Here is a 16,111-nt window from a genome sequence, read left to right on the forward strand (position 1 = left end):
GACTGCCGATGACTACGTTGAGGTGAAGAGATGCCGTTGACCCCCGAGGACGTGCGGAACAAGCAGTTCACGACCGTCCGCCTCCGAGAAGGCTATGACGAGGACGAGGTCGATGCCTTCCTCGACGAGGTCGAAGCCGAACTGACCCGCCTGTTGCGGGAGAACGAGGACCTGCGCGCCAAGCTGGCCGCCGCCACGCGCGCGGCCGCGCAGAACCAACAGAACATGCGCAAGCCCCCCGAACAGGACCAGCAGCAGGGCGGCATGCAGCAAGGTGGCATGCAGCAGGGCGGCATGCCCCAGCAGGGCATGCCCCCGCAAGGCATGCGCGGTCCGGGCGCCCCGGTGCCCGCCGGGATATCGGGACCGCCGCAGCAGCAGATGGGCGGCCCCATGGGCGGCCCGCCCCAGCTGCCGAGCGGTGCCCCGCAGCTGCCCGCCGGCCCCGGTGGCCAGGGCGGCCCGCAGGGTCAGGGTCCGATGGGTCAGGGCCCCATGGGCCAGGGTCCGATGGGCCAGGGCGGCCCGATGCAGGGTCAGATGCAGCAGATGGGCCAGGGCCCGATGCAGGGTCAGCCCCAGATGCAGCAGCAGATGGGCGGCCCCATGGGCGGTCCGATGGGCGGCGGCATGCCGCAGCAGGGCCCCGGTGGCGACAGCGCCGCCCGTGTCCTCTCGCTGGCTCAGCAGACCGCCGACCAGGCGATCGCCGAGGCCCGTTCCGAGGCCAACAAGATCGTCGGCGAGGCCCGTTCGCGCGCCGAGGGCCTTGAGCGTGACGCCCGTGCCAAGGCCGACGCCCTGGAGCGGGACGCGCAGGAGAAGCACCGCGTCGCGATGGGCTCCCTGGAGTCCGCCCGCGCCACGCTGGAGCGCAAGGTCGAGGACCTGCGCGGCTTCGAGCGCGAGTACCGCACGCGTCTGAAGTCCTACCTGGAGTCCCAGCTGCGTCAGTTGGAGACCCAGGCCGACGACTCGCTGGCCCCGCCGCGCACTCCGGCGACCGCGTCGCTTCCGCCGTCCCCGGCGCCTTCCATGGCCCCGGCCGGCGCGAGCGCCCCGTCGTACGGCGGCAACCAGGGCATGGGCGGCCCGCCGCCCGCCGGTCCGTCCTACGGCGGCCAGCAGCAGATGTCCCCGGCCATGACCCAGCCGATGGCTCCGGTCCGGCCGCAGGGCCCGTCCCCGATGGGCCAGGCTCCCTCGCCGATGCGCGGGTTCCTGATCGACGAGGACGACAACTGACCGGCCTCTAGTACGCCTTGGGCGTCGGCAGCGTTCAGGGCGGGGCCCCGGATATCGATCCGGGGCCCCGCCCTTTTTACGCGAGTTGAGTGCTGGTTCACGTGAGTCGACCCGCCTTGGGCGTACGGAAAGGGCCCGGCCTCCATGAAGGAGGCCGGGCCCTTCCGGTGCCCGGTGGTGCCTACGCCTTGTGCAGGCGGAACACCAGCGAGAGGCCCTCGTCCGTGAACGGGGTGCCGTAGCTGTCGTCCGCCTCGCCCTGGGCGAAGTCCGTGGCGAGGACCTCGTCGGCGATCAGGGACGCGTGCTCGGACAGGGCCGCGATGACCGCCGGGTCGGTGGACGTCCAGCGCAGGGCGATCCGGTCGGCGACGTCCAGGCCGCTGTTCTTGCGGGACTCCTGGATCAGCCGGATCGCGTCACGGGCCAGTCCGGCCTGCCGCAGCTCCTCGGTGATCTCCAGGTCGAGGGCGACCGTCGCGCCCGAGTCGGAGGCAACGGACCAGCCCTCGCGCGGGGTCTCTGTGATGATCACCTCATCCGGGGCCAGCGTGATGGTCTCGCCGTCCACCTCGACGGAGGCCGTGCCCTCGCGCAGCGCCAGGGAGAGGGCGGCAGCGTCCGCGTCCGCCACAGCCTTGGCCACCTCCTGGACCCGCTTGCCGAACCGCTTGCCCAGGGCGCGGAAGTTGGCCTTCGCCGTGGTGTCGACCAGGGAGCCGCCGACCTCGCTGAGCGAGGCGAGCCCCTCGACGTTCAGCTCCTCCGTGATCTGCGCGTGCAGCTCCGGGTCCAGCGTGCCGAAGCCCGTGGCCGCGATCAGCGCGCGGGACAGCGGCTGGCGCGTCTTGACGCCCGACTCCGCGCGCGTGGCCCGGCCGAGCTCCACCAGACGCCGTACGAGGACCATCTGCTGGGACAGCTCGGGGTCGATGACGGAGAGGTCCGCCTCCGGCCAGGAGGACAGGTGGACCGACTCCGGGGCGTCCGGGGTGACCGGGACGATGAGGTCCTGCCAGACCCGCTCGGTGATGAACGGGGTCAGCGGGGCCATCAGCTGGGTGACCGTCCGGACGACCTCGTGCAGGGTGCGCAGCGCGGCCTTGTCGCCCTGCCAGAAACGGCGGCGGGAGCGGCGGACGTACCAGTTCGACAGGTCGTCGACGAACGCGGAGAGGAGCTTGCCGGCGCGCTGGGTGTCGTAGGACTCCAGAGCCTGCGTCACCTGGTCGGTGAGCGCGTGGAGTTCGGACAGCAGCCAGCGGTCCAGGACCGGGCGGTCGGCCGGGGCCGGGTCCGCCGCGCTGGGCGCCCAGTCGGACGTGCGGGCGTACAGTGCCTGGAAGGCGACCGTGTTCCAGTACGTCAGGAGGGTCTTGCGGACGACCTCCTGGATCGTGCCGTGGCCCACGCGGCGGGCCGCCCACGGGGAGCCGCCCGCGGCCATGAACCACCGCACCGCGTCCGCCCCGTGCTGGTCCATCAGCGGGATCGGCTGCAGGATGTTGCCCAGATGCTTGGACATCTTGCGGCCGTCCTCGGCGAGGATGTGACCGAGGCACACGACGTTCTCGTACGACGACTTGTCGAAGACCAGGGTGCCGATCGCCATCAGCGTGTAGAACCAGCCGCGGGTCTGGTCGATCGCCTCGGAGATGAACTGCGCCGGGTAGCGGCTCTCGAACAGCTCCTTGTTCTTGTACGGGTATCCCCACTGCGCGAACGGCATCGAGCCCGAGTCGTACCAGGCGTCGATGACCTCGGGCACGCGCGTGGCCGTCCCGCCGCACTCGGGGCAGGCGAAGGTGACCGCGTCGATGAACGGGCGGTGCGGGTCGAGGGCCGACTGGTCGGTGCCCGTCAGCTCGGTCAGCTCCGCGCGGGAGCCCACCACGGTGAGGTGGTTGTCCTCGCAGCGCCAGATCGGGAGCGGGGTGCCCCAGTAGCGGCTGCGGGACAGGGCCCAGTCGATGTTGTTGTTCAGCCAGTCGCCGTACCGGCCGTGCTTGACGGTGTCCGGGAACCAGTTGGTGTTCTCGTTCTCCTGGAGGAGGCGGTCCTTGACGGCCGTGGTGCGGATGTACCAGGAGGGCTGCGCGTAGTACAGGAGCGCGGTGTGGCAGCGCCAGCAGTGCGGGTAGCTGTGCTCGTACGGCACGTGCCTGAAGAGCAGACCGCGGTCCCGGAGGTCCTCGGTGAGCTTCTCGTCGGCCTTCTTGAAGAAGACACCGCCCACGAGCGGGACGTCCTCCTCGAAGGTGCCGTTCGGGCGGACCGGGTTGACCACCGGAAGGCCGTACGCGCGGCAGACCTTGAGGTCGTCCTCGCCGAAGGCGGGGGACTGGTGGACCAGACCCGTACCGTCCTCGGTCGTCACGTACTCCGCGTTCACCACGTAGTGGGCGGGCTCCGGGAACTCCACGAGCTCGAACGGACGTTGATACGTCCAGCGCTCCATCTCGGCGCCGGTGAAGGTCTCGCCGGTGGTCTCCCAGCCCTCGCCGAGGGCCTTGGCGAGCAGCGGCTCGGCGACGACGAGCTGCTCTGCGCTGTCGGGGCCCTTCGTGGCGACGACGTAGGTGACCTCGGGGTGGGCGGCGACGGCCGTGTTGGACACCAGCGTCCAGGGGGTCGTCGTCCAGACCAGGAGTGCGGCACGGCCGGCCAGCGGACCGGAGGTGAGCGGGAAACGGACGTACACGGAGGGGTCGACGACCGTCTCGTAGCCCTGTGCCAGCTCGTGGTCCGAGAGGCCCGTCTGGTCGCGCGGGCACCAGGGGGCGACGCGGTAGTCCTGGACCAGCAGGCCCTTGTTGAAGATCTCCTTCAGCGACCACCAGACCGACTCGATGTACTCGGGGTCCATGGTGCGGTAGGCGTCGTCGAGGTCGACCCAGTAGCCCATGCGGGTCGTCAGCTCGGTGAAGGCGTCGGTGTGCCGGGTCACGGAGTCGCGGCACTTGGCGTTGAACTCGGCGATGCCGTACGCCTCGATGTCCTGCTTGTCGGTGAAGCCCAGCTCCTTCTCGACCGCCAGCTCCACCGGGAGGCCGTGGCAGTCCCAGCCGGCCTTGCGGCCCACGTGGTAGCCGCGCATGGTCCGGAAGCGGGGGAAGACGTCCTTGAAGACGCGCGCCTCGATGTGGTGGGCGCCCGGCATGCCGTTGGCCGTGGGCGGGCCCTCGTAGAACACCCACTCGGGGCGCCCCTCGGACTGGTCCAGGGTCTTGGCGAAGATCTTCTGCTCGCGCCAGAAGTCGAGCACGGCGTGCTCGAGCGCGGGCAGGTCGACCTGGGCGGGTACCTGGCGGTACGTCGGCGTTGTCATCAGCGAGCTTCCTCCGGCGGACTTTCTGCCTTCCGTCCGGAGGGACGAGAGCTACGGTTTTCCGTACGCCGTGTGCGGCGCGCTCCCGCGGTACCACCCTCCTTGGCTCCCCGGTGCGTCCCGCGCATCAGTGAGCCCCCTCATTGGGGTCGCGATACCGGGTCTACCGGCCGCTGCCCCGAGGCTGCGGCTTTCTTCCGGCGGCTCCGGGGTGATCTTCACGTCGCGCTCGCCCCCGGGCTTCCACCGTCCCCGGGTCGCTCTGGGCTGCGTACGCCGCTACTCGTCCCCATCCACGCTTCTCGCTCCGCCCAGTGTACGGGGCCGCACGGACAACGGCCGACCGGTTTTCCGGGGGTCCCGGCGGGAGACCCGCCGACCCGCCGCGTGACTCGAATGGCGCTGAACACGCGTTCGGCGTTCGGGGTGCCGGACCGGGCGGATTACCCGGCGGGGAGCTGGGCACAACGGATGAAGGCTCGTCGCGTGAGGCCAGGGGGGTGGACGTATCGGGCGGCGTGCCCCGTTGCCGCGGGACTCAAGTCGATTTATCGTCCCAGCACGATTCGCGTGCGTGATCACAAAATGTGAGAAGGGGCCGCGGCCATGGTGGCGAAGAAGACCGCAACGAAGAAGACCGCGGCGAAGAAGGCGGTCGCTACGAAGGCGGCTTCTTCGAAGAAGGCGACCGGGGAAGGGGCCGGGAGACCGGGGGCCGCGAAGGGGGCGGCGGCCGGGAAGAGCACCGCGAGATCCACGGCTACGAAGAAGGCGACGGCTACGAAGACGACCGTGACGAAGAGGACGGCCACGGCCGAGGAAACGGGGGCCTCGGAGGCGGCTGCCGCTCCCAAGGCCACGGTGACCAGGAAGACCGCCGTGAAGAAGGCGGTCACGAAGAAGACGGTCGCCGAGAAGGCGGTCGCGAAGAAGGCGGCGGTGAAGAAAGCAGCCGTGAAGAGAACGGCCGCGAAGAAAATCGCCGCCCCGGAGAGCACGTCCGCGAAGAGCGGTCCTCCGGAGAGCATCACCGGTACGAAGAGCGGTTCCACGGAGAGCGCGACGGGCACGAATAGCGCCACGGGCGCGACGAGCGCCACCGGCACGAAGAAGAGCGCGGCCAAGAAGGCCAAGGCGGGCGCGGCGCAGGCCGCGGAGCAGACGGGAGCCACGACGGTGGTTGCGAAGAAGACTCCGGGTACGGCCACGGCGGCGAAGAGGGCCGTTCCGAAGGCGCGGGTCGCGGCGGTGCCCGGTGAGCTCGCGGTACGCCCGGGAGAGGACCCCTGGACGCCGGAGGAGGTCGAGGAGGCCCGTACCGAGCTGCAGTCCGAGGCCGCGCGGCTGAGCGAGGAGATCACCTCCACCGAGCGGGCCCTCGCCGGTCTGATGCGGGACTCCGGGGACGGCGCGGGCGACGACGACGCCGACACCGGCACCAAGAACATCACGCGCGAGAGCGAGATGGCGCTGGCCGCCAACGCGCGCGAGATGCTGATCCAGACCGAGCGCGCCCTGGGGAAGCTGGACGCCGGCACCTACGGCCTGTGCGAGAACTGCGGCAACCCGATCGGCAAGGCCCGTATGCAGGCCTTCCCCCGGGCCACCCTCTGCGTCGAGTGCAAGCAGAAGCAGGAACGCCGGTACTGAGGCCCCCGACAGGTGTGCCGTACCCTCGTCCTGAGTTAGGTACCTAGGCTGAGGGACTCACGTGGCAGAGGCGGAGCGCATCATCGGTACGCCGGATACCCCAGAGACGGCGGGGGCCGAGCCGGAGCGGGGTGACACTGCGTCGCCCCCCAGGGGCAAACGCCGGATCGCCGTCCTGTTCGTGGTGGCCGCGTTCGCGTACACCCTCGACCTGGTCAGCAAGCTGCTGGTGGTCGCCAAGCTGGAGCACCACGCGCCGATCGAGGTGTTCGGGGACTGGCTGGAGTTCCACGCGATCCGCAACCCGGGCGCCGCCTTCGGGTTCGGCGCGGCCTTCACGGTCATCTTCACGATGATCGCCGCCGCCGTGATCGTGGTGATCGCCCGGCTGGCCCGCAAGCTCTACAGCCTGCCGTGGGCCATCGCGCTCGGCCTGCTGCTGGGCGGTGCGCTGGGCAACCTCACCGACCGGATCTTCCGCTCGCCCGGCGTCTTCCAGGGCGAGGTCGTCGACTTCATCGCGCCCAAGGGCTTCGCCGTCTTCAACCTCGCCGACTCGGCGATCGTGTGCGGCGGCATCCTGATCGTGCTGCTCTCCTTCCGCGGCCTGGACCCGGACGGCACCGTCCACAAGGACTGACCGCGCGGGCGGTCGCGCCGGTCGCGGTACCGCCCGCCGCGGGGGCTTCGGTAAGGCGGTGTCGGACCCGTCCGGCATACTCGACCGGGTGAGCACAGTTCCCGAGATCCGCAACCTGCCCGTGCCCGACGGTCTGGAGGGCGAGCGTGTCGACGCCGCCATCTCCCGCATGTTCGGCTTCTCCCGTACGAAGGCCGCCGAGCTGGCCGCGGCGGGGAAGGTCACGGTCGACGGCTCGGTGGTCGGGAAGTCCGAGCGTGTGCACGGCGGGGCGTGGCTCGAGGTGGAGATGCCGCAGGCGCCCGCGCCCGTGCAGATCGTCGCCGAGCCGGTCGAGGGCATGGAGATCGTCTACGACGACGACGACGTGATCGTGATCGTGAAGCCGGTCGGCGTCGCCGCCCATCCCAGTCCCGGCTGGACGGGGACCACGGTCATCGGCGGTCTGGCCGCCGCCGGGTACCGCGTCTCGACGTCCGGTGCCGCCGAGCGCCAGGGCATCGTGCACCGCCTCGACGTCGGCACCTCCGGGCTGATGGTCGTCGCCAAGTCGGAGCGGGCCTACACCTCCTTGAAGCGCCAGTTCAAGGAGCGCACGGTCGACAAGCGCTACCACACGCTGGTCCAGGGCCACCCCGACCCGACCAGCGGCACCATCGACGCCCCCATCGGCCGCCACCCGAACCACGACTACAAGTGGGCCGTCACCGCCGAGGGCAAGCCGTCCGTCACGCACTACGACCTCATCGAGGCGTTCCGCGCGGCCTCCCTGCTCGACGTGAAGCTGGAGACCGGCCGCACCCACCAGATCCGCGTGCACATGGCGGCCCACCGCCACCCGTGCGTGGGCGACCTGACCTACGGCGCCGACCCGACGCTCGCCAAGCGGCTGCGGCTGACCCGCCAGTGGCTGCACGCCGTGCGGCTCGGCTTCGAGCATCCCGCGGACGGCCAGTGGGTCGAGTTCGAGAGCGGCTACCCGGACGACCTCCAGCAGGCGCTGGACCTGGTGCGCGAGGAGACGTACGCATGAGCCCGGCCTCGTACGCGGTGCGTGTCGCCGAGGACCCGGCCGACCGTGAGGCCTGCTTCGCGGTGCGCAAGGAGGTCTTCGTCGTCGAGCAGGGCGTGGACCAGGACATCGAGTACGACGCCTACGACGCGGTGGCGACGCATGTGCTGGCCGTGCGGGAGGACGGGGTGCCGCTCGGGACCGGGCGTCTGCTGTTCGGGGAGGCCGCCGCGGCGAAGACCGGCGGGGACGTCACCGTGGGGTCCCTGGGGCGGCTGGCCGTGAGCAAGGAGGCGCGCGGGCTCGGCGTCGGGGTCGCGCTGGTGCGGGCCATCGAGGACGCGGCACGCGCGCGCGGTCTGGCCGCCGTGGATCTGCACGCGCAGACGCATGCCCTGGGGTTCTACGAGCGGCTCGGCTACGAGGCGTACGGGCCGGAGTTCCCGGACGCCGGTATTCCGCACCGGGCGATGCGGCGGGCGCTGACCCCGGCCCGGTGAGCGGGGCCGCGGGCGCGGTCCGTGAGGGGCTCGGCATCCGACGGGCGTCGAAAGTGCTGGTCGGGCGGGCGGCGTGGCAGGCTTGGGCGTCCGCTAGTTGACGTCGAGATCCCGCCGGAGCCCTGACCGTGGATCAATTGGCCCTCCTCTTCGTCCTGTTGCTCGGGGCTGTGGTGAGCGTCCCGCTGGGGGACCGGTTCGGTCTGCCGGCGCCGGTGCTCATGACCCTCCTCGGGATAGTCCTCGCGGTGGCCGACTTCGTGCCGAACGTGAACGTCCCGCCCGACCTGATCCTCCCCCTGCTGCTGCCACCGCTGCTGTACGCGGCCGTACGGCGTACCTCCTGGCGGCAGTTCACCGCGAACATCCGGCCCATCTTCCTGCTGGCCGTGGCCCTGGTGTTCGTCACGACCCTCGCCGTGGCCGCCGTCGCGAGCGCGATCGTGCCGGGGCTGCCGATAGCTGCCGCCGTGGCGCTCGGTGCGCTGGTGGCGCCGCCCGACCCGGTCGCCGCGACCGCCGTCGCCGGGCAGCTCGGGCTGCCGCGCCGGCTGGTGTCGATCCTGGAGGGCGAGGGCCTGTTCAACGACGTCACGGCCATCGTGCTCTACCACGTGGCGATCGCCGCCGCCGTGAGCGGGAGCTTCGACTTCTGGCGTGCCGGGATCGACTTCGTACTGTCCGCCGTCGTCGCCGTGGTGGTCGGTGTGGCGCTGGGCTGGGCTGCGAACAGACTGATGTCGCTCCTCGACGACGCCACCCTCCAGATCGGCCTGACCCTCCTGGTGCCGTACGCCTCGTACGTCCTGGCCGACGAACTGCACGGCTCCGGTGTCCTCGCCGTGCTCACCACCGCGCTGTTCCTCTCCGAGTACGCCTTCGGCGCGGACGACGTGCTGACCCGGCTCGCCGGGGCGACCGTGTGGGACGTCGTGGACACGCTGGTCACCGGGGTCGCGTTCGGGCTCATCGGACTCGAACTGCACAACGCGATCCGGACCGCGTCCGGCCGGTGGGGCGAGATGCTGGGCTGGGCCGCCGCGATCGTCGGGGTCGTGGTCGTCGTACGGCTGGCGTGGTTGCTGCCCGCGACCTGGCTGACGAAACGGCTGCACGCCAAACGGGACTACGACGAGGAGATCCCGACGTCCTGGCGGGAGACCGTGATCATGTGGTGGGCGGGGATGCGCGGGGTGGCGTCCGTCGCCCTGGCGCTGGCGATTCCGCTGACCATGGACGACGGGTCGGCGTTCCCCGACCGGGACGAGATCGTGTTCATCGCGTTCGGCGTGATCATGGCGACGCTGGTGCTCCAGGGGCTCACACTGCCGTGGCTGGTGAAGAAGCTCGGGGTGCGGGCCGACACCGACAGCGAGCAGGCCTTCGAGAAGGAACTGGCGGTGCGGGCGGCGAAGGCCGCGAAGCGGCGGCTGCGGGAGATCGAGGACGTGGAGGAGCTGCCGGAGGAGGTGTCCGAGCAACTGCTGCGGCGGGCCTTCGACATCGGGGTGCGGATCTCTCCCGAGGTGGGGGACGGGGAGCGGCGGGAGGCCTACGAGAAGCGGGCGAAGCGGGTGAAGAAGATGCGGCGGATCCAGGCGGAGATGATGAGCGCGGCCCGGCACGAGGTGTTGGCGGCGCGCAGTGAGCCGGGGGCGGACCCGGAGATCGTGGACCGGGTGCTGCGGCATCTCGACGTCCGCAGTCTGCGGTGAGGCTCCCGCGCGCACCGGGCCGTCACGGGCGGCCGGGAGGCGGGCCGCTCTCCCGTGGGCCGGGCGCTGTCGGCGGCCATCGGCCGAATCGGCCGTCGTCGGCCCCACCCTCTTTGTAGGCTCGCGCCATGGTTCGCAACGTGGTCATCAGTGGTGGTGGTACGGGGATCGGGCTCGCCGCGGCGCATGTCTTCGCGGCCGACGGGGACCGGGTGTTGCTGCTCGGGCGGCGGCGCGAGGTCCTGGAGAAGGCGGCGGTGCCGGGTGCGTCGACCTATGCCGGGGACCTGAGTGAGCCCGAGGTCGTGCGCGGGGTCGCGCGGTTCGTCGCCGAGGAGTTCGGGACCGTGGACGTGCTGGTGCACGCCGCGGGCGGTACGGGAGCGCTGGAGCCGGAGAGCGCGAGCAAGGATCCGCTGGACCGGGTCGCGCACGACTGGACGGTCACCTTCCGTATCAACACGCTGAGCGCCGCGCTGCTCACCGAGGCCCTGCGCACGCGGCTCGCGGAACCGGGCGGGCGGGTGCTGTTCGTGAGCTCCATCGCCGCGTACCGGGGTTCGGGCAGCGGGGCGTACGGCGGGGCCAAGGCCGCGCTGCATCCGTACGCCCATGATCTGGCCCGGGATCTCGGGCCGCGCGGCATCACCGTGAACGTGGTCGCGCCCGGGTACATCGAGGACACGGAGTTCTTCGGCCCGCGGATCGACCCGGCCCGGCGCGAGCGGCTCATCGGCGACACGTCCACCGGGCGGGCCGGTACACCCGGGGACGTCGCCGCGACCCTGCACTGGCTGGCCTCACCGGCCGCCGGGCATGTCACCTCGCAGGTGATCCAGGTCAACGGCGGGGCCGAGCGCGGGCGTTGAGGGGGAGCGGACCGGACCGGGGGCCCGGAGCCGGGCGACGGCCGGCCGCGGCCCCCGGTGGACGCGCGCCCTCACCCCCGGTTGCCCCGCGGAGGCTCGTGCGGCGTCCGGCCCCCGCCCGCGCCGTTCGGTGACGGATCGTCCGAGGGGATCGGGGCCGCGTCCGCCGTGTTCACGCGGGGCAGGGCGTACGGGTGCTCCACGTACAGCCAGCGGATCATCTGTTCGCGGACGGTGACGCGGACCGTCCAGATGTCGTCCGCGTCCTTCGCCGTGACCAGGGCGCGGACCTCCATCGTGTTGGGCGTGGTGTCGGTGACGACGAGGCCGTAGTTGCGGCCGTCCCAGGCGGGGCAGGCGCGGAGGATGTCGCGGAGCTGTTCGCGCATCGCGTCGACGGGGGCCGAGTGGTCGACCTGGAAGTAGACGATGCCGGTCATCTGCGGGGTGCCGCGCGACCAGTTCTCGAACGGCTTGGACGTGAAGTACGACACCGGCATGGTGATCCGGCGCTCGTCCCAGGTCCGTACCGTCAGGAAGGTGAGGGTGATCTCCTCGATCGTGCCCCACTCGCCGTCCACCACCACGGTGTCGCCGATCCGCACCATGTCACCGAAGGCGATCTGCAGCCCCGCGAAGAGGTTGGCGAGCGTGGACTGCGCCGCGACACCGGCGACGATGCCGAGGACGCCCGCCGAGGCCAGCAGCGAGGCACCGGCCGCGCGCATCGCCGGGAACGTCAGCAGCATCGCGGCGACCGCCACCACGCCGACGATCGCGGCCACCACCCGCATGATCAAGGTCACCTGGGTCCGCACCCGGCGGACCCGGGCCGCGTCGTGGGAGACGCGGGCGTAGCGCGAGTACGACGCCTCCACGACCGCGGCGGCGATCCGGATCATCAGCCAGGCGGTGGCGCCGATCAGCACCAGGGTCAGGGTCTGGCCGATGCCGACCCGGTGTTCCTCCAGGAGCTGGGCCTGGTCGTAGGAGCCTCTGAGGAAGGCCGCGCAGAGCAGCAGGTGGTAGGGCACGCGGCCTCGGCGCAGCAGTCCCCACAGGGTGGTGTCGTCGTGTCGGGCGTCCGCCTTCCGCAGCAGCAGGTCGGTGACCCAGCCGATGAGCAGCGTGAGGACGACGGAGCCGCCGATGACGATCAGCGGGCGCAGTACGTTCTCCATGCGTCCGACCGTACTGGCACGATGGCTTCATGAACATCATGCTCTTCCACTCGACGTACGGTCCCCGGCCGGCTGTCCGCGAGGCCGCCGAGCGGCTGCGCGCGGCGGGCCACGAGGTGTGGACGCCGGACCTCTTCGAGGGGCGTACGTTCGAGACGGTCGAGGAGGGCATGGCCTTCAACGACGGGATCGGCAAGGACGAACTGCTGAAGCGGGCCGTGCTGGCCGCCGCCCCCTATTCGGAGCGCGGGCTCGTCTACGCCGGGTTCTCGCTCGGTGCCTCCGTCGCGCAGACCCTCGCCCTCGGCGACGAGAAGGCCCGCGGGCTGCTGCTCCTGCACGGCACCTCGGACATCGCGGCCACCGCCTCCGTCGACGGTCTGCCGGTGCAGCTGCACGTCGCCGAGCCGGACCAGTTCGAGACGGACGACTGGCTCAGCTCCTGGTACCTGCAGATGGGCCGGGCGGGAGCCGACGTGGAGATCTACCGGTACGCCGGAGCCGGCCACCTGTACACCGACCCCGGCCTCCCGGACTACGACGAGGAGGCCGCCGAGGCCACCTGGCGGGTGTCGCTCGGCTTCCTCGACAGCCTGTAGCTACACGGGGTCGTACGTCCGCTCGACCTTCTGCGTGCCGCTGCGCGTACGGTACGACCGCTCCCAGGACGAGGTCGCGGTCGGCGAGGTGCGGTCGGACAGGACGTAGTAGTCCATCTGCGCGCGGTCGGCGGTGATGTCGAGGACGCCGTAGCCGTGGCGGTCCGTGTCGACCCAGTGGACGTGCCGGTTGGCGACCTGGATGAGGGGCGCGGCGAGCGCGGAGACCGTGCCCTCGGGGACCTTGACGAGGTCGTCGAGGTTGTCGGAGGTCACCGAGGTGATCACGAACTCCGTCGCCGCGGACGGCGACAGCGGATACGTGCCGGCGTCCACCGGTACGTCGTTGGCCCAGGACATGTGGATGTCACCGGTGAGGAAGACCGTGTTGCCGATCGCGTTCGAGCGCAGGTGGGCGAGGAGTTCACGGCGGTCGTCGGTGTAGCCGTCCCACTGGTCGGTGTTGACGCCGATGCCGCCCTGCGGCAGGTCCAGCAGCTTGGCGAGCGGTGTGAGCAGGTCGGCGGTGAGCGAGCCGATGACGAACGGCGCGATCATCACCGAGTTGCCGACCAGCCGCCACTTGGTGTCCGAGGCCTTCAACCCGGCCTTCAGCCAGTCGAGTTGGGCCCGGCCCGTGATCGTGCGGTCCGGGTCGTCGACCGCGCCGCTGCCCGAACTCGCCTGCTGCGAGCGGAAGGAGCGCAGATCGAGCAGCGAGAGGTCGGCCAGCCTGCCGAAGCGGAGGCGCCGGTAGGTGGTGCCCGCTATCGCCGGGCGGACCGGCATCCACTCGAAGTACGCCTGTTTCGCGGCCGCCTGACGGGCCGTCCAGGTGCCCTCGGCGCCCTCGGTGTGGTTGACCGCGCCGCCCGACCAGGCGTTGTCCGCGAACTCGTGGTCGTCCCAGATCGCGATGACCGGCGCCTTCACATGCAGGGCCTGGAGGTCGGGGTCGGTCTTGTATCTGCCGTGCCGGGTGCGGTAGTCGGCGAGCGTGATGATCTCGTTCAGGGGCGCGTGCGGCCGTACGACCGTGCCGCGCGTCCCGTACTCGCCGGACTTGTACTCGTAGATGTAGTCCCCGAGATGCAGCCACGCGTCCAGGTCGCCGCGGGCCGCGAGATGGCGGTACGACGAGAAGTAGCCCGCCTCCCAGTTGGCGCAGGTGACGACGCCGAAGCGCAGGCCGGTCACGTCGGCGTCCGCCGCCGGCGCGGTGCGGGTGCGCGCCGTGGGGGAGTCGGTGCCGCCCGCCGAGAAGCGGAACCAGTAGTCGGTGGCCGGTTCCAGGCCGCGGATGTCGGCCTTGACGGTGTGGTCGGAGGCGGCGCTCGTGGTGAGGGAGCCCCGGGAGACGACGCTCGTGAACGCCTTGTCCCGGGCGACGGTCCAGCTCACCTCGGTGTCCGGGCCGAGCCCCGAACCCGGGACGGCCTCGGCGGTGGGCGTCACCCGGGTCCACAGCAGGATCCCGTCCGGGAGCGGGTCCCCGGAGGCGACGCCGTGCAGGAAGGCGGGCGTCTCGGTGGCGGCTCCGGCGGGCAGCGCGGCGACGAGCGGGCCGGCCAGAACGGCGGTGGCGGCCGCGGCCTTGACGACCGTACGGCGGCGCGGGGAGGGCGGGTTGACACCCTCGGTTGCTCTGTATCGACTGGTCACGAGCGATCAGGTTACTGACCGGTATCAACGAGAGCGGGCGAACTCGCAAAAGTTCGCCCGCTCTTCCACCGCCCGTCGACTCAGCTCTTGAGCGCCGCGTCCACGACCCGGTTGAAGTCGGCCACCGACATGGGCGGGTTGCCCGAGGAGTCGGCGGTCAGCATCTTGCCGTTCATGACGAAGCTCGGGGTGCCCGTCACGCCGTCCTTGTTGTTGTCGAAGGTCTTCGACATGGCCATCGCCCAGGCGTCGTAGGTGCCCTTCTTCACGGCGGTCTGGAACGCCGTGTTGTTCTTCAGCGCGGAGACCGTGTCGGCGACCTTGATCAGGTAGCTGTCGTCCTTGAACTTGTCGGTCGTCTCCTCCGGGTGGTACTTCGTCGAGTACAGCGCCGACTTGTACTCCAGGAACGCGGTGGGGCTGACGTTCAGCGCGGCGCCCAGGGCGCTCAGCGCGTTCTTGGAGCCCACGCCGTTGTCGTGGTTGTCGATGAACGTGCCACCGATGTACTGGATCTTGTACTTGCCATCGTCGACGTCCTTGACGACGGTCGAACCGACGGTCTGCTCGAACTGGGCGCAGACCGGGCAGCGCGGGTCCTCGTACTCCTTGAGCGTCTTCTTCGCGCTCGCCTTGCCGATGACGACCGTCGTGCCCTTGGTGCCCGAGGTGTTCGCCGGGGCGGTGACCTTGGCGTCCTTCAGGCCCTCCCAGTAACTGGGCTTGTTGTTCTGGACGACGGCGTAGCCTATGCCGCCGGCTATCGCGAGGACGCCGACGACCGAACCGGCGACGACCAGCTGCCGCTTGACCTTCGCGCGCTTGGCCTGGCGCTCGCGCTCGGCGCGCAGCCGCTCACGGGCCGCCGACTTCGCCGCTGCGCTGTTCCGCTTGCTCATGTTGGTGATCTCCATATGGGACGCGTACACGTCGTACGCGGAATACGTGTGGGGGACTCGGAGGTGCTCAGGTACCTGTGGTGCGTTCAGACCGCGAGGAGGACCGAGCACGGCGGTCCACGCCGTCCCAGGGAGTGCACCAGCAGCCGCTCACGGGCGGTGGCCGTGCGGTGCGTCGGGCGCAGCAGCCGGCGGACCGGCGCGGTGCGGCGGCCCGTCACCGCGGCGACGGCCAGCAGCAGCGGGCGGAAGCCCACCGCGGTCGCCGCGCGCAGCAGTTCGGAGATCGCGCGCTCACCGCGGCGCAGATAGGCGGCGGCCAGCAGCCCGACACAGAGGTGCGCGGCCAGCAGCAGCCAGGCGGCGGTGGCGTCGGTGTGCGCGAGCAGCGCCGCCGCCTGCGGGGGCTCGCCCGTCACCCGGGCCAGCGAGGTGCCCACGTCGCCGCCGCTGCACAGCACGTCCAGGCCGACCGCGCGCAGCGGTCCGGCGACCGGGCCGCCCGCCCTGCCGTAGCAGGCGTGCTGGCCGGTGGTGAAGACCGTGTCGGCGGCCAGTTCCAGCGGGATCAGGAGGGCGGCGATCCGGCCGAAGCCGCGCTCGCGGCCCGCCAGCGCGTACGCGATGACGAACACGGTGGCGGTGATCGCCGCCACCGTGCCGAGCGGCAGGGGGGCCCGGGACAGCAGCACGTGCGACGCGGTGCTGAGCGTCACGACCAGTGCCGTGAACAGCGCCGCGCGCACGGCCCTGAGCTGGATCCCGGATATGTCCATAGCGGAGAAGAGTCTGTCACGTGCTCCGGTAAGGC

13 protein-coding genes are annotated in these 16,111 nt (G+C 71.1%); 8 read left to right on the forward strand and 5 right to left on the reverse strand.

Annotation, left to right across the window (positions count from 1 at the left end; genetic code table 11):
* Positions 1-30: 30 nt before the first annotated feature.
* The gene (locus ACIPTO_RS24700) at positions 31-1,245 is read left to right on the forward strand and encodes a DivIVA domain-containing protein (RefSeq protein ID WP_401195628.1); all 1,215 of its coding nucleotides are present in this window, start codon (positions 31-33) and stop codon (positions 1,243-1,245) included.
* A gap of 181 nt (positions 1,246-1,426) precedes the next feature.
* Here ACIPTO_RS24700 and ileS read toward each other — a convergent pair whose 3' ends face one another.
* Positions 1,427-4,573: an isoleucine--tRNA ligase gene (ileS, locus tag ACIPTO_RS24705; protein WP_366319837.1), complete on the reverse strand. Its 3,147-nt coding sequence runs from the start codon at positions 4,571-4,573 to the stop codon at positions 1,427-1,429.
* 606 nt (positions 4,574-5,179) lie between these two features.
* Here ileS and ACIPTO_RS24710 point away from each other — a divergent pair.
* The 6 genes from ACIPTO_RS24710 (at position 5,180) to ACIPTO_RS24735 (ending at position 10,959) form a co-directional block, all read left to right on the forward strand.
* Positions 5,180-6,223, forward strand: a complete 1,044-nt coding sequence (locus tag ACIPTO_RS24710) for a TraR/DksA family transcriptional regulator (RefSeq protein ID WP_401195631.1) — start codon at positions 5,180-5,182, stop codon at positions 6,221-6,223.
* A 61-nt stretch (positions 6,224-6,284) separates the two neighbouring features.
* The gene (gene lspA / locus ACIPTO_RS24715; RefSeq protein ID WP_366319831.1) at positions 6,285-6,863 is read left to right on the forward strand and encodes a signal peptidase II; all 579 of its coding nucleotides are present in this window, start codon (positions 6,285-6,287) and stop codon (positions 6,861-6,863) included.
* An 88-nt stretch (positions 6,864-6,951) separates the two neighbouring features.
* Complete coding sequence (locus ACIPTO_RS24720) at positions 6,952-7,896, forward strand: RluA family pseudouridine synthase (RefSeq protein ID WP_366319829.1); 945 nt, start codon at positions 6,952-6,954, stop codon at positions 7,894-7,896.
* Positions 7,893-8,375: a GNAT family N-acetyltransferase gene (locus ACIPTO_RS24725; protein ID WP_401195633.1), complete on the forward strand. Its 483-nt coding sequence runs from the start codon at positions 7,893-7,895 to the stop codon at positions 8,373-8,375. Before ACIPTO_RS24720 ends, ACIPTO_RS24725 begins: the two co-directional genes overlap by 4 nt.
* A 128-nt stretch (positions 8,376-8,503) precedes the next feature.
* Positions 8,504-10,090: a Na+/H+ antiporter gene (locus tag ACIPTO_RS24730; RefSeq protein ID WP_366319825.1), complete on the forward strand. Its 1,587-nt coding sequence runs from the start codon at positions 8,504-8,506 to the stop codon at positions 10,088-10,090.
* A 128-nt stretch (positions 10,091-10,218) separates the two neighbouring features.
* Positions 10,219-10,959, forward strand: coding sequence for an SDR family NAD(P)-dependent oxidoreductase (locus tag ACIPTO_RS24735; RefSeq protein WP_401195636.1), 741 nt, complete (start codon positions 10,219-10,221; stop codon positions 10,957-10,959).
* A 71-nt stretch (positions 10,960-11,030) separates the two neighbouring features.
* On the opposite strand, the gene ACIPTO_RS24740 is transcribed toward ACIPTO_RS24735, so the two are convergent.
* On the reverse strand, positions 11,031-12,140 hold the full coding sequence (locus ACIPTO_RS24740) for a mechanosensitive ion channel domain-containing protein (RefSeq protein ID WP_366319821.1): 1,110 nt from the start codon (positions 12,138-12,140) through the stop codon (positions 11,031-11,033).
* Between the two features lie 29 nt (positions 12,141-12,169).
* Here ACIPTO_RS24740 and ACIPTO_RS24745 point away from each other — a divergent pair, with 29 nt between their 5' ends.
* A complete protein-coding gene (locus tag ACIPTO_RS24745) occupies positions 12,170-12,739 on the forward strand; it encodes a dienelactone hydrolase family protein (protein ID WP_401195639.1) in 570 nt (189 codons plus the stop codon).
* Here the strand turns inward: ACIPTO_RS24745 and ACIPTO_RS24750 are convergent, their stop codons facing one another.
* The 3 genes from ACIPTO_RS24750 to ACIPTO_RS24760 all read right to left on the reverse strand — a co-directional run bounded on the left by ACIPTO_RS24750 (position 12,740) and on the right by ACIPTO_RS24760 (position 16,076).
* Positions 12,740-14,401 carry an alkaline phosphatase D family protein gene (locus tag ACIPTO_RS24750; RefSeq protein ID WP_401195641.1) on the reverse strand — a complete coding sequence of 554 codons (1,662 nt, stop codon included), beginning with the start codon at positions 14,399-14,401 and terminating at the stop codon, positions 12,740-12,742.
* Positions 14,402-14,481: 80 nt separating this feature from the next.
* Positions 14,482-15,300 (reverse strand): DsbA family protein, encoded by an 819-nt coding sequence (locus ACIPTO_RS24755; RefSeq protein WP_366319815.1) that lies wholly within the window; start codon positions 15,298-15,300, stop codon positions 14,482-14,484.
* Positions 15,301-15,386: 86 nt separating this feature from the next.
* Positions 15,387-16,076 (reverse strand): hypothetical protein, encoded by a 690-nt coding sequence (locus tag ACIPTO_RS24760; RefSeq protein ID WP_401195643.1) that lies wholly within the window; start codon positions 16,074-16,076, stop codon positions 15,387-15,389.
* Positions 16,077-16,111: the final 35 nt, after the last annotated feature.

Origin of the sequence: Streptomyces sp. NPDC090083 (assembly GCF_044747445.1) — a bacterium.
In the GTDB taxonomy this organism is placed as follows: Bacteria; Actinomycetota; Actinomycetes; order Streptomycetales; family Streptomycetaceae; genus Streptomyces.

Bases quoted from the DNA above. Each gene is read 5' to 3' on its own strand.
- ACIPTO_RS24700 (WP_401195628.1), top strand. From the start codon at position 31: ATGCCGTTGACCCCCGAGGACGTGCGGAACAAGCAGTTCACGACCGTC.
- ileS (WP_366319837.1), bottom strand. From the start codon at position 4,573: ATGACAACGCCGACGTACCGCCAGGTACCCGCCCAGGTCGACCTGCCC.
- ACIPTO_RS24710 (WP_401195631.1), top strand. From the start codon at position 5,180: ATGGTGGCGAAGAAGACCGCAACGAAGAAGACCGCGGCGAAGAAGGCG.
- ACIPTO_RS24725 (WP_401195633.1), top strand. From the start codon at position 7,893: ATGAGCCCGGCCTCGTACGCGGTGCGTGTCGCCGAGGACCCGGCCGAC.
- ACIPTO_RS24735 (WP_401195636.1), top strand. From the start codon at position 10,219: ATGGTTCGCAACGTGGTCATCAGTGGTGGTGGTACGGGGATCGGGCTC.
- ACIPTO_RS24740 (WP_366319821.1), bottom strand. From the start codon at position 12,140: ATGGAGAACGTACTGCGCCCGCTGATCGTCATCGGCGGCTCCGTCGTC.
- ACIPTO_RS24745 (WP_401195639.1), top strand. From the start codon at position 12,170: ATGAACATCATGCTCTTCCACTCGACGTACGGTCCCCGGCCGGCTGTC.
- ACIPTO_RS24755 (WP_366319815.1), bottom strand. From the start codon at position 15,300: ATGAGCAAGCGGAACAGCGCAGCGGCGAAGTCGGCGGCCCGTGAGCGG.
- ACIPTO_RS24760 (WP_401195643.1), bottom strand. From the start codon at position 16,076: ATGGACATATCCGGGATCCAGCTCAGGGCCGTGCGCGCGGCGCTGTTC.